This window comes from Mesoplasma lactucae ATCC 49193, assembly GCF_002441935.1.
Classification (GTDB): Bacteria; Bacillota_I; Bacilli_A; order Mycoplasmatales; family Mycoplasmataceae; genus Edwardiiplasma; species Edwardiiplasma lactucae.
Genome location: NZ_CP023668.1, coordinates 647,525 through 661,739, shown reverse-complemented (window position 1 = coordinate 661,739; position 14,215 = coordinate 647,525). Strand labels below are relative to the sequence as shown.

The 14,215-nt window shown below is 32.5% G+C and carries 10 protein-coding genes and 1 other annotated feature; all 10 genes read left to right on the top strand.

Going from position 1 to position 14,215, the window contains the following annotated elements:
• Positions 1-13 precede the first annotated feature (13 nt).
• The 10 genes from nusG (at position 14) to CP520_RS02870 (ending at position 14,163) form a co-directional block, all read left to right on the top strand.
• Positions 14-685: a transcription termination/antitermination protein NusG gene (gene nusG, locus CP520_RS02915; protein WP_096862953.1), complete on the top strand. Its 672-nt coding sequence runs from the start codon at positions 14-16 to the stop codon at positions 683-685.
• A 257-nt stretch (positions 686-942) separates the two neighbouring features.
• Positions 943-1,377: a 50S ribosomal protein L11 gene (gene rplK / locus CP520_RS02910; RefSeq protein ID WP_096862952.1), complete on the top strand. Its 435-nt coding sequence runs from the start codon at positions 943-945 to the stop codon at positions 1,375-1,377.
• A complete protein-coding gene (rplA, locus tag CP520_RS02905; protein WP_096862951.1) occupies positions 1,377-2,066 on the top strand; it encodes a 50S ribosomal protein L1 in 690 nt (229 codons plus the stop codon). The genes rplK and rplA overlap by 1 nt, the downstream gene beginning before the upstream one ends.
• A 111-nt stretch (positions 2,067-2,177) precedes the next feature.
• Positions 2,178-2,330, top strand: a sequence feature (ribosomal protein L10 leader region).
• A gap of 41 nt (positions 2,331-2,371) precedes the next feature.
• Positions 2,372-2,878, top strand: coding sequence for a 50S ribosomal protein L10 (gene rplJ / locus CP520_RS02900; RefSeq protein ID WP_096862950.1), 507 nt, complete (start codon positions 2,372-2,374; stop codon positions 2,876-2,878).
• A 72-nt stretch (positions 2,879-2,950) separates the two neighbouring features.
• Complete coding sequence (gene rplL, locus CP520_RS02895) at positions 2,951-3,319, top strand: 50S ribosomal protein L7/L12 (protein ID WP_096862949.1); 369 nt, start codon at positions 2,951-2,953, stop codon at positions 3,317-3,319.
• Between the two features lie 206 nt (positions 3,320-3,525).
• Positions 3,526-4,695 (top strand): hypothetical protein, encoded by a 1,170-nt coding sequence (locus CP520_RS02890; RefSeq protein ID WP_096862948.1) that lies wholly within the window; start codon positions 3,526-3,528, stop codon positions 4,693-4,695.
• Positions 4,696-4,720: 25 nt separating this feature from the next.
• Entirely contained in the window at positions 4,721-8,572 is a 3,852-nt protein-coding gene (gene rpoB, locus CP520_RS02885) for a DNA-directed RNA polymerase subunit beta (RefSeq protein ID WP_096862947.1), read from the top strand.
• Positions 8,573-8,592: 20 nt separating this feature from the next.
• A complete protein-coding gene (rpoC, locus tag CP520_RS02880) occupies positions 8,593-12,360 on the top strand; it encodes a DNA-directed RNA polymerase subunit beta' (protein ID WP_096862946.1) in 3,768 nt (1,255 codons plus the stop codon).
• Positions 12,361-12,485: 125 nt separating this feature from the next.
• Positions 12,486-12,929, top strand: a complete 444-nt coding sequence (gene rpiB / locus CP520_RS02875) for a ribose 5-phosphate isomerase B (RefSeq protein ID WP_096862945.1) — start codon at positions 12,486-12,488, stop codon at positions 12,927-12,929.
• On the top strand, positions 12,922-14,163 hold the full coding sequence (locus CP520_RS02870; protein ID WP_096863134.1) for a serine hydroxymethyltransferase: 1,242 nt from the start codon (positions 12,922-12,924) through the stop codon (positions 14,161-14,163). The genes rpiB and CP520_RS02870 overlap by 8 nt, the downstream gene beginning before the upstream one ends.
• The last annotated feature ends 52 nt before the right edge of the window (positions 14,164-14,215 follow it).

The following is a 14,215-nucleotide window of genomic DNA, read 5'->3' as shown; positions in this document are numbered from 1 at the left end:
ATGGAGCAATAAAATGAATTCACAACAAACCCAAAATCAAATGTTAGAAGAAGAATTAGATAAATATCCAGGACAATGATTTGTAATCAATTCAAATACAGGTCATGAAGATAAAGTTAAACAAGATTTATTAGAAAAAATTAAAAATGATAAATTATCAAACATTATCTTTGATGTCAGAATTTCTAAATACCAAACAGAAACTAAAACTGGTAAAAAAACTGAAAAAAATAAATTCCCAGGATATATTTTTATTAATATGATTATGACTGATGAAGCTTGATTCATCGTTCGTAATACACCAGGAGTTACAGGATTTATTGGATCTTCTGGACGTGGAGCTAAACCTTTCCCATTAACTAGTGAAGAAGTAGCAAGAATGATTTTAGGAGATAGTGAAGAAGAACAAAAATTAGCAATTGAAGAAGTTGATAACAACGCTTCAAAAACTAATTCAAATATTACTTCAGGACCTAACTCATCAAAAGAAAAAGTGCTTCACACTGCTAACTTTAACGTTGGTGATTACATCGTTATTCAAGATGGACCTTTTGCTGATAAAGATGGAAAAGTTGTTGACATGGATTATGACAAAGGAGTAGCAATCGTTTCAATCGAAATGTTTGGTCGCTATACTCCAACAGAAGTTGAATTTAAAAACGCTCAACCAGTTAAAGAATATTAGAAACTTTAACAAAACTTTTTTAGGAATTATAAATCTACAATAGTTATAATTTTTTTTAAAAAAATAGATAATAAATACAAGCGTAAACATACCCTTTTTAAAGGGTATGTTTTTTTATTTTTTCTTATAAAAAACATTTAGTAATTTTAAGCATTTATGATAATATAAATTAGTCATTTTTATTGTGGTAGAGACTTTTTAAGAGAACTAAAAGTCTCGTTCGGACCACAGCGAGTAGAGAAAGAAGGATGATACCCGTGGCTAAAAAAGTAACACGTATTGCAAAATTAGAATTCATGGCAATGCAAGCTAAACCAGGAGCAGAACTTGCTTCATTAGGAATTAACATGCCAGAATTCACAAAACAATTTAATGACGCAACCAAAGAAAGAGCAGGAGACGTAGTTCCTGTTATTATTACAGCTTATGATGATAAATCATTTGACTTTGTATTAAAAACAACACCTGCTGCTATCATGATTAAAAAAGCTGCAAAAATTAATAAAGCAGCTCACAACCCAGGAAAAGAAACAGCTGGAACTATTACTGTTGATGATTTAAGATCAATCGCAGAATACAAAATGCCAGACTTAAATGCTAACGACATTGAAGCAGCAATGAAAATTGTTGCTGGAACTGCTAAAAACATGGGAGTTAAAATCGAAGGATACACTGAAGGAGAAACTAAATAATGGCTAAATTAACAAAAAACCGTAAAAAAGCTTTAGAAAAGTTTGATAAAAAACAAGCTTACTCAGTTAATGATGCAGTTAAATTAGCAAAAGACACTTCATCAACTAAATTCGATTCAACAGTTGAAATCGCTTTCAACTTAAACATCGACCCACGTAAAGCTGATCAACAAGTTCGTGGAGCTATTGTTTTACCAGCAGGAACAGGTAAAACTCAAAGAGTTTTAGTATTAACAAACACTAAAGCAAAAGAAGCACAAGCAGCTGGAGCTGATTATGTTGGAGGAGAAGATTTAATTAACAAAATTAAAGACGAAAACTGATTCGACTTTGACGTAATTATTGCTACTCCTGAAATTATGGCTAAATTAGGACCTATCGGAAAAATCTTAGGACCAAAAGGATTAATGCCAAACCCAAAAACTGGAACTGTAACAATGGATGTTGCTAAAGCAATTGACGACGTTAAAAAAGGAAAAGTTGAATACCGTGCTGACAAAGAAGGAAACGTACAAACTATCATTGGTAAAGTTTCATTCGATGATGCTGACTTAGTTAAAAACTTAAACGCAATCGTTTCAGAAATCTTAAAAGTAAAACCTCAAACTGTTAAAGGAGCATACATCACAAGTGTAACTATTTCTTCAACAATGGGGCCTGGAATCAAAATTGATTTAGAAGCTAAATAATTTAATTATTAAACTTCAAATTTAAACACCTAGCTTAGGTGTTTTTATTTTCTAAGAAAAATAAATTTTTAAAAATAAATTTTGTTTACATATTTTCTTATCTTCGATATAATAAAAAAGCTATTAGTACCGAAGAAAGTAACTGGGGAAACCCTTAATCTGTTACCGAGGAAAAAGCTAAACAAAATTCTTTTTTAATAAAAACAATTTGCTTTTTAACCTCGGTCTTTCAATTTTGAATGATTGAGGTTTTTTCTTATTTTCAAATTAACTAAAAATATTAATTAGAATAAGGAGGGAAATAAATGGCACAAAGACCAGCACACGAACAAAAAGCTAAAATCGTAGCAGAAATTGCAGCAAAACTTAAAGATAACCAAGGAACTGCAATCGCTGAATACAAAAACTTAACAGTTGCTCAAATGACTGAATTACGTCGTGAAGCTTTAAAACAAGGAATTGAAGTTAAAGTTTACAAAGACTCATTAGTTAGAAGAGCTGCTGAAGAAGACGGATTTAATGAATTAATTCCATTCTTAACAAAACAAAACGTATTCATCTTCTCTAAAGAAGATGGAGTTGCAGCACCTAAATTAGTTGCAAACTTCGCAAAGAAAAACCCTGATTTAATTTTAAAAGCAGGGATCTTTGAAGGACAAGTTAAAGATACAGCAGGAATTACTGAAATCGCATCTTTACCTTCACGTGAAGACCTATACTCAATGTTCGCAAACTCATTATTATACCCATTACGTCAAGTAATGAACGCAATTAATGCAGTTGCAGAAAAAAAAGAACAAGAACAAAACTAAAATAAGAAGAGCAAATCGGACTATTAGTAAATACAAACAATAAAATTTTAAAAACATAAGGAGAACATAAACATGGCAATTACAAACAAAGATATTATTGACGCATTAGAAACAATGACTTTATCAGACTTAAACTCATTAGTTAAAGAAATCGAAGACCACTTCGGAGTTGTTGCAGCAGCAGCTGTAGCAGCACCAGCAGCAGGAGGAGATGCAGCAGCAGCACCTTCTGAAGTATCAGTATTCTTAACAAACGCAGGAGCACAAAAAGTTGGTGTAATCAAAGTTGTTAAAGAAATCACTGGAGCTGGATTAATGGACGCTAAAAAAATTGTAGACGGAACTTTACCAGTTGCAATTAAAGAAAACATTAAACCTGAAGAAGCAGAAGAAATTAAAGAAAAATTAGTTGCTGCTGGAGCTTCAGTAGACATTAAATAATTAATTTAATCTAATTATTAATATTAAAGAGGGCAATGAACTTTGCCTTCTTTTTTACTTTTTTTCTTTCAATATTTCTTGTTATATGGTATAAAAATATGATAAACTTATATCACAATGATTTTAGTTTAGTTAGTTAAGAGCTTCTGCTAAATCAACATTTGATAATAACTTACAAGTTTAAGAGAGCGGAAAGTGGGACTTAGGTGATTGGTTTAGACTATTTTTTAGATGATAAGTGAATTAAAAAGCAAACTTCTAAATTAAAAACTAATACTTTTTATTCAACTTTACCTTCAAAAGAAGGACCAAAATTCAATTGATCTTTTCAAAAGGCAGTTGATGATGATCGTTTTTTATACGATTACATTAATGGTTTTAAAGTTGATATTATGAACAAAGTGTATCGTGAATTTAGATATTACGATATTATTTCAATTTTGTTTGTGGACGGGAATCTACAAGGAAAAAGTTCATTCAAAACGCTATACAAAGAATTAACAGATATTAACAACGACACAGTTAAGCCTAACTCTTATGATGAGAGATTAATGCAAAATATGTTGAAAGTTTATGATTTAATTTATCAAAATAACTTCCCTTTGAATGAAGAAAATTTTGAATTAATCGTACATATTTTATTTCGTAATTTAGGTTATGACATGGATCGTAAAGAAAATATTAAACGTTCAGAAAAAACAAAATCAAAATTTAAGAATCTTTTAGATCCTTCATTGATTGATCAAGAATTGGAAAACTTTTGAGCTTTTATAAAAGCTAACTCAACAAATAATTTCTCAGGATTTACTGAGGCTTTAATTTTGGGATTAGAGTTTTTATACATTAGCCCATACAACCAGTTGAACATTATCTTGATGCAGTTCATTATCAAATGATATCTATTCCAACTAGATCAAGAATTCTCATTTATGAATTCTTCAATTCTAATTGCGTTAAATTTTAACCAATTTGTAAAAACAGTTGATAAGGTATTTGCGACAAACTTCAATACTGATGAGTATCTAGAGTTAACAAAAACATTAGTCAAAGACCAAACAAACTTAACCAAACGTTATCTTTGATTAAAAGAAAACAAATATATTCCTGAAGGATATGAAAAAGAGTTTTCAGATCAAAATTTAGAACTATTATTAGCATTTATTATGAGAAACAATGCTGAAACCTTTAATCTTGATGAAATGATTGATAGAAATTGTTTTATTGATGGGGTTTATTGTACTAAAGAAGAAGTGGAAACTGAAATTGCTCTTTTAGTAGGAGCAAATGTTTTAAGTAAGACAAAAGAAAACAACAAAAATGTTTATGCTTGAAAAGATAAACATTTTAAAAAAATAGCAAATCTATTGAAAGATTAAGAAATAAATTAACAAGGAGAAGTCTATGAGTTACAAGATTAAAAAAATTAACAACCGTACAGAAAGAAGAGACTATACTAAAGTATCTGGTGAATTACCTTTACCAAACTTAGTAGAAATCCAAACAGATACTTTTAAATGATTCCAAAATGAAGGGATTCAAGAAGTTTTCGACGAAATCTTCCCAATCACTTCACCAAACGGACAAGCAACTTTAGCAATGGATAGTTGAGAATTCAGAGAACCTCGTATTACTATTGCTCAAGCAAAAGAAGAATCTAAAGTATATGATGCACCAATCTATGCCAATTTAACTTTAACAATCAATGAACCTAATGAAACTATTTCAAAAGAAGGTTTAAAAATTGTTAATAATGATATGGCAGCATTCATTAAAACATGATTGGAAGAAAAACTAGATAATAAAAACATCTTACTTAAAAAACATGCTGACAACTTATATTTCTATGAAGCAAAAGTTAAGGGGAACAATGAACCTGACACTATTGAAGTAGAAGTATTAGAAGAAACTGATGAAAACATTTCATTACGTTTAACTGTTTATAAAAAAGGTGAAGTTTTCATGGGAGATTTCCCATTAATGACTGAAGCTGGAACATTTATTATTAACGGAAGTCAAAAAGTAATTGTTTCACAATTAGTTCGTTCACCTGGATCATACTTTAACAAAGAAATTAACCGTAAAAACGGGGAAATGATTTACAGCGCAAACATTATTCCTTCACGTGGAACTTGATTAGAATTTGAAACTGAAAGCAAGAAAAATGCTGATGGAGATAATGCTGAAGCATTATTTGTAAAAATTGATAAATCACGTAAAACAACTGGAACAAGTTTATTAACTGCATTAGGAATGAAACCTCAAGAAGTTTTAGACTTATTTGATAATTCACAACTAATTAGAAATACTTATGAACAAGATGACTTATCAGGAGACTGAGAAACTGATTGAGAACATGCTGTTCAAGAAATCTATAAAAAAATCCGTCAAGGAGAAACTGCAACTGCTGATGGAGCTTCAAAATTCTTAGATGCTTTATTATTTGATAAACGTAAATACGATTTAACAAAAGCTGGACGTTTTAAATTAAACGAAAAACTTACAATTAAAAACCGTATTTTAGGAACTACTTTTGCAGAAGATATCGTTGATAAAAACGGTAAAGTTTTAATTGCTAAAGATACTTTAGTAAGCAAAGAAAACCTAGAAGAAGTTCAAAACATCTTAGATGGTGATGTAATGATGGTTAATATCGACTTTGATGCTGATATTGATTCACCAAAACAAATCCAAAAAATTAAAGTTTATAGAGATAACGATTTAAAAACTAAAACAGTTACTTTATTAGGAATTTCTGGAAAATCAAAAGATGAATTCTTAAATGTTGGAGATATCTTAGCAACAATTTCATATGCTGAAAACTTAAGATACAACATTGGTGAAGTCGATGATATCGACCACTTAGGAAACCGTAGAGTTCGTACTGTTGGAGAATTATTACAAAACCAATTACGTATCGGAATGATCCGTATTGAAAAAAATGTTCGTGAAAAATTATCAACTTCACAATTATTTAAAGTAAAACCTTCAACAATTATTAATAACAAACCATTAACTGCTGTAATTGGAGAATTCTTTAATCTTTCTCAATTATCACAATTCATGGATCAAATTAACCCACTTTCAGAATTAACAAACAAACGTAGATTAACTGCGCTTGGTCCTGGAGGATTATCTAGAGATAGAGCCGGATTAGAAGTTCGTGACGTTCACGAGTCTCATTATGGAAGAATCTGTCCAATTGAAACACCAGAAGGACCAAACATTGGGTTAATCAACAACTTAGCAACTTATGCTAAAGTTAACGAATATGGATTTATTACAACTCCATATAGAAAAGTTAACAACGGAAAAATTGATAACAATGATATTAGATATTTAACTGCTGATGAAGAAAGCAAATACATCATTGCTCAAGCAAACGTACGTCAATCTAAAGATGGAGATATCTTAGATGAAACTGTAATTTCACGTTACAAAGGAGACGACATCATTGCAAACACTGCTGATGTTGACTTCATTGACGTTTCACCAAAACAAATCTTCTCAATCGCAACTGCATGTATTCCTTTCTTAGAAAACGATGATGCCAACCGTGCGTTAATGGGAGCTAACATGCAACGTCAAGCTGTACCATTATTAAACCCACAAGCACCATTAGTTGGTACTGGAGTTGAATTTGAAGCGGCTCGTGACTCTGGAAGTGCTGTTGTTGCTAAAGAAGATGGTATTGTAAGATACGTTGATTCAAAAGTAATTACTGTTGAAACAAAAGACGGAACTCACACTTACCAATTAATTAACTTCGAACGTTCAAACAACGGAACTGCAATTTCACAAGCACCAATTGTTAAAGTTGGAGATCAAGTTAAAAAAGGTGAAATTATCGCCGATGGACCTTCAATGGACAATGGGGAATTAGCGATTGGACAAAACGTTGTTGTAGCCTTTACAACTTACAACGGATACAACTATGAAGATGCAATCATTATGAGTGAAAGAGTAACTCAAGAAGATAGATTTACTTCAATCCACGTTGATGAATACACAATCGAAAGACGTAATACTAAACAAGGTGAAGAAGAAATCACTCGTGAATTACCAAATATTTCTGATAATGCTAAGAAATACTTAGATGAAGATGGAATTGTTGCCATTGGAACTGAAGTTCACCAAGGAGATATTTTAGTTGGTAAAGTAACTCCAAAAGGACAAGTTCAATTATCACCAGAAGATAAATTATTAAACGCAATCTTCGGAGAAAAATCACGTAACGTTAAAGATAACTCATTAAGAGTACCTAACGGAGGAGACGGAATTGTTCAATCAGTTAAACGTTTCACTCGTGAAGATGGTTATGATTTAGCACCAGATATTCTTGAAGTAATCAAAGTTTATATCGTGCAAAAACGTAAAATTCAAGAAGGGGACAAAATGTCTGGACGACATGGTAATAAAGGGGTTATCTCACGTATCTTACCAATCGAAGACATGCCTCACCTTGAAGATGGAACACCAGTTGACATTATGTTAAACCCACAAGGGGTTCCTTCACGTATGAACATTGGACAAATTCTTGAAATCCATTTAGGAATGGCTGCTAAAAAACTTGGTGTTAAAGTAGCAACTCCTGTTTTCGAAGGATTAACTGATGAAGAATTAGATGACATCATGAAAGAAGCTGGAATGACCAACTTCGGAAAAGTTAAATTAATCGATGGAGCAACTGGAGAACCTATGGATAAACCAATTGCTGTTGGAGTTATGTACATGTTGAAACTATCACACATGGTTGACGACAAATTACACGCACGTAACGTTGGTCCATACTCATTAATTACTCAACAACCATTAGGAGGAAAAGCTCAAAATGGGGGACAAAGATTTGGGGAAATGGAAGTATGAGCACTTGAAGCTTATGGTGCAGCATACACATTACGTGAAATCTTAACTATTAAATCAGATGATATTAAAGGAAGAGTTAAAACTTACGAAGCTATCGTTCGTTCTAAACCAATTCCTGAACCAGGGATTCCTGAATCATTCAACGTTTTAACAAAAGAAATCATGGGATTAGGATTTGACATGTTTATGGTCGATAAAGATGGAAATAAAACACCAATCTCTGCTTATGATGGAAACGATGATGACGAAATTGCACCTGGAGAAGAATTCTACGACGAAAATCGTACTATCGTAGAAAACCCAGAAGATGCTGGAGTTGAAGTTGAAAACATTGATACAGATTCATTAGATGATGATGACCTACCAAATGTTGAAAAAAATGACGATTAAGACTGAAGGGAAGAGACTAAATGCAAAACAATAAGAAAAATAAAAAATCAATTAAAATTGAATTATCAAGCCCTGAAACAATTCGTTCTTGATCTCACGGTGAAGTTACCAAGCCTGAAACTATTAACTACAAAACATTAAAAGCTGAAAAAGATGGACTATTTGATGAGAGAATCTTTGGTCCTATCAAAAACTTTGAATGTGCTTGTGGTAAATACAAAAAAGCAAACCCTATGAACAAAGGAAAAGTTTGTGAAAAATGTGGGGTTGAACTAACTGAATCAATCGTAAGACGTGAAAGAATGGGACACATCGAACTTGAAGAACCAGTAACTCACATTTGAATGTTAAAAGTTGCTCCTTCAAGAATCGCTGCTATTCTTGATTTAAAAACTAAAGAATTAGAAGAAATTGTTTACTTCGTTTCTTATGTAGTTTTAGAAGCTGGGAACTCAAAATACCTAACTCCTAAACAAGTATTAGATTTAGATAGTGCTAAATCTAGTGCTAAAACTAGAGAAGCTATGTTAAATACTTTACAAGAAGAAGTATTAGACCAAATCGAAGACAAAGAATCACGTGATGCTAGAAAAGCAAAACGTATGATTGAAGAATTAAAAGATCCTTCAGTTCCTTTCTCAATCGAAGAAGCTTCAGATTTAATTGCAAAATACACAGGTGCTAAATTTGGTATTGGTGCTTCTGCAGTTGAATACTTATTACAACAAATTGATGTCGACAAAGATATGGCCGAAATCAAACAAGAATTAAAAGGAAGTACATCAGCTTCTGATCAACAAAAATTAATGAAAAGATTAGAAGTTCTTGATGCATTCCACAAATCTGGTGCTAAACCTGAATGAATGGTATTACATACTATTCCAGTTATCCCACCAGACATCCGTCCAATTATTCAATTAGACGGAGGAAGATTTACAACTTCTGAAATCAATGATTTATACCGTCGTATTATCATTAGAAACGAACGTTTGAAAAAAGTTAAAGCAATGAGAGCACCATCAATCATTGTTAACAACGAAAAACGTATGTTACAAGAAGCTGTTGATGCTTTAATGGATAACGACCGTAAATCTCGTCCAATTGTTGGAAAAGATAAACGTCCGTTAAAATCATTAACTTCAACTTTAAAAGGGAAACAAGGACGTTTCCGTCAAAACTTATTAGGTAAACGTGTTGACTACTCAGGACGTTCAGTTATTGCCATTGGTCCAGATTTAAAAATGTACCAAGCAGGAATTCCTCGTGAAATGGCAATTACCTTATTTAAACCATTCATTATTGAATGATTACAAGAACACGACTATGCAGATAACGTAAAAGCTGCAGAACGTATGATTACAAATAACGATCCTAAAGTTTGAGATGCTTTAGAACAAGTTATTAAAGATCGTCCAGTTCTTTTAAACCGTGCACCTACTTTACACCGTTTAGGAATTCAAGCCTTTGAACCTAAAATTGTAAAAGGAAAAGCTATGCGTTTACACCCATTAGTAACTACAGCATTCAATGCCGACTTCGATGGGGACCAAATGGCTGTCCACTTACCAATTACTCCTGAAGCAGTTGGTGAAGCTCGTGCTTTAATGTTAGGTTCACACGCAATCTTAGGGCCAAAAGATGGTAAACCAATCGTTACACCAACTCAAGATATGATTTTAGGAAACTATTATGTAACTTTAGAAGAAAAAGGTGTTGATGGAGAAGGAATGCTATTTGCAAACCCTCAAGAAGCCAAAACTGCATACGATCAAAAAGTTATTAACTTAAATGCTTTAATTGCTGTTCCAGTTAATACTTTACCTGGTCACACATTTACAGAAGATCAACAAGATAAATACTTAATGACAACTGTTGGTAAAATCTTATTTAATGAAATCTTTGCACGTCAATTCCCATGAATTAACACTCCAGATATCACTAATGCAGAAGAAGCTGTAAAAGAATACATCATTGATGATTCAACAAATCCAATGGATTGAATTGAAGCTCATGATGTTCAACAACCAATTAAGAAAAAAGAACTTTCAAAAATTATTGAAAGATACTTTAACACTTATGACTCACGTTCAACTGCTGAAATGTTAGATAACATGAAAGACTTGGGATACAAATTCTCAACTAAATCAGGAACTACAATTTCAGCTGGAGACGTTGTTGCTTATACTCATAAATATGATGAGTTCAAAGAAGCTGATGAAAAAGTAGCTCAAATTAACGAATTCTACAAAGAAGGTATGTTAACTGAAAGTGAAAAGAAACAAAGAGTTATTGAAGTTTGATCTAATGTTAAAGAAAACATTCAAAAAGAACTTGAAGTTATCTTAAAACAAGACCCAAAAAACCCAGTGTTTGTGATGTCAGACTCTGGAGCTCGTGGGAACGTATCTAACTTTACTCAACTTGTAGGTATGCGTGGATTGATGAACGATACTAAAGGGGATATTAAAGAAATCCCAATTAAATCATCATTCCGTGAAGGATTAACAGTTTCTGAATACTTCATCTCAACTCACGGGGCTCGTAAAGGAATGGCAGATATTGCCTTAAAAACTGCGGACTCAGGATACTTAACTCGTAGATTAGTTGACGTATCACAAGAAGTTGTAGTAGTTGCTGAAGACTGTAAACCAACTAAAGGATTTGCAGTTTCTGCAATCGTTGATACAAAACACCAAAACACAATCGTGCCTTTAAAAGATAGATTAGTTGGACGTCGTTCATTCGAAGATATCGAAGACAAAGATGGAAACATTATTGTTAAAAAAGACGAAATGTTTACTTCAGAATTAGCAGATAAAGTAACTGATGCTGGAATTGAAACAGTAAACATTCGTTCAGTATTAACTTGTGATGCTGAACGCGGAGTTTGTGAAATGTGTTATGGAATCGACTTAGCAACTGGAGAAGAAGTTAAATACGGAGCTCCTGTTGGGGTTGTGGCTGCTCAATCAATTGGGGAACCTGGAACACAACTTACTATGCGTAACTTCCACACCGGTGGGGTTGCTGGGGATGCTGATATTACTCAAGGGCTTCCTCGTATTAAAGAATTACTTGACGTTACTACTCCAAAAGGATCAATCGCTATGATTGCTAAAATGAATGGAGAAGTTACTGATGTTCAACAACACGAAGGTTTCTCAGAAATCTTTGTTAAATCTAACTCTGGAGATGTTGAAAAATACAAAACTTCATACAATGCCATTGTTAGAGTTCAACCAGGAGACAAAGTTAAACCTGGGGACAAATTAACTGAAGGATCAATTGATATTAAAAACTTATTAGATGTTGCCTCAGTTGAAGCTGTTCAAAACTACATTTTAAAAGAAGTTCAAAAAGTCTACCGTTTACAAGGGATTGAAATTGCTGATAAGTACATCGAAATCATTGTTAAACAAATGTTAGGTAAAGTTAAAGTAACTGATGCTGGTGATACTGATTTATTACCAGGAGAAGTTGTTTCACAAAAACGTTTCAGAAACGCTGTTAAATGAGCATTTGAAAATAACAAACAAGCTCCTTTAGCTAAACCTGTAATCTTTGGTATTAAAAAAGCTCCTTTAGAATCAGAATCATGATTATCATCTGCTTCATTCCAAGACACTGCACGTGTATTGGCAAAAGCAATCGTAAGAGGTCAAGAAGATCACTTAGAAGGATTAAAAGAAAACATCATGTTAGGAAACTTAATTCCTGCTGGAACTGGTTTAACTGGTGCTAAAGAAGTTATGGAAATTGGTGAAGAATACCACCGTAACGAATACTAGAATTCTTATAAATTTTATAAAAGACTTAAGTTTAGACTTAGGTCTTTTTTTGTTTTTAATTGTATAATAAAGTTAATTTAAGACCTTGTTTTTCAAACAAGGAAGAATAAAAGGAGAGAATTTTTATGGCACAAAAAATTTATATTTCAAATGACCATACTGCTGTTGAAATGAAAAAAGCGATCGTTAATCACTTAGTTGATAAAGGTTATGAAGTCATTGACATGGGAAATGAAGATGGTAAGTCATGCAGCTATTCTGAAGAAGGAATTGCTTTAGGAGAAGCTGTTGCTAAAGACAAAGATTCTTTAGGAATTGTAATTTGTGGAACTGGAATTGGAATTTCAATTGCAGCAAACAAAGTTAAAGGAATTAGAGCTGGATTAGTTTATGAACTTGAAACTGCCCAATTAATTCGCCAACACAACAACTGTAATGTTTTAGCAACCGGAGCTAGATTAATTGCTGTTGATAAAGCAATTAAATTAGTTGATGCATTTTTAGAAACTCCATTTGAAGGTGGAAGACATACAGAAAGAGTTAATACTATTGATGAATACAATGGATAAAAAAATGGATAAAAGAATTACCGATGCTATGAATGGTGAATTAAATCGCCAACGCTCACACATCGAATTAATTGCTTCTGAAAACTTTGTATCTGAAGCTGTAATGGAATGTAATGGTTCAGTTTTCACCAATAAATATGCTGAAGGATATCCTGGTAGAAGATATTATGGTGGATGCGAATATATTGATGTTGTTGAGCAATTAGGAATTGATTTAGCTAAAAAAATCTTTGGTGCAGATCACGCAAACCTTCAACCACATTCAGGTTCTCAAGCAAATGAAGCTGCTTATAAAGTTTTAGTTAATCCAGGAGATAAAATTTTATCAATGGGATTAAATGCTGGTGGACACTTAACTCATGGGTCAAGTGTTAACTTCTCTGGTAAAACTTATAACTTTGCTTTTTATGGTGTTGATAAAGATACTGATTTAATTGATTATGATGAAGTTGAAAGACTAGCAATTGAATTTCAACCAAAACTAATTGTTGCTGGAGCTAGTGCTTATTCTCGTAAAATTGACTTTAAACGTTTTAAAGAAATCGCTGATAAAGTTGATGCTAAATTAATGGTTGATATGGCTCACATTGCTGGATTAGTTGCAGCAGGTGTTCATGAATCACCAGTTCCTTATGCTGATGTTGTGACAACTACAACTCATAAAACTCTACGTGGTTCACGTGGGGGAATGATTTTATGTAAAGCTCAATATGCTAAAAAAATTGACTCTGCAGTTTTCCCAGGAACACAAGGTGGACCTTTAGAAAACTTAATCGCTGGAAAAACTCAAGCTTTATGTGAAGCTGATACTTTAGAGTACAAACAATACATTGAACAAGTTGTTATCAATGCAAAAGTTTTAGCACAAACTTTAATGGATAATGGAGTTAAAGTTTTAACCAACGGAACTGATAATCATTTAATTAACTTTGAAGTTAAAGAAAGCTTTGGAATTACTGGAAGAGAAGCTGAAGCGATTTTAGAATCAGTTGGAATTGTAACTAATAAAGAGTTACTTCCATTTGATACTGAAACTCCATACAACACATCTGGTGTAAGGATTGGAACTCCAGCTATGACTACAAGAGGTTTCAAAGAAACTGAATTCAAACAAGTTGGAAACATGATTTCTAGCGCTTTAAAAGATCATAGTGATGAAAACTTAGCAAGAATTAAGGCCGAAGTTAAAGAACTATGTGATAAATTCCCTCTATACGAAGGATTAAGTTATTAATTTATAAATACGGATGAGTCTATAAAGACACATCCTATTTTTTTAAGAAAGG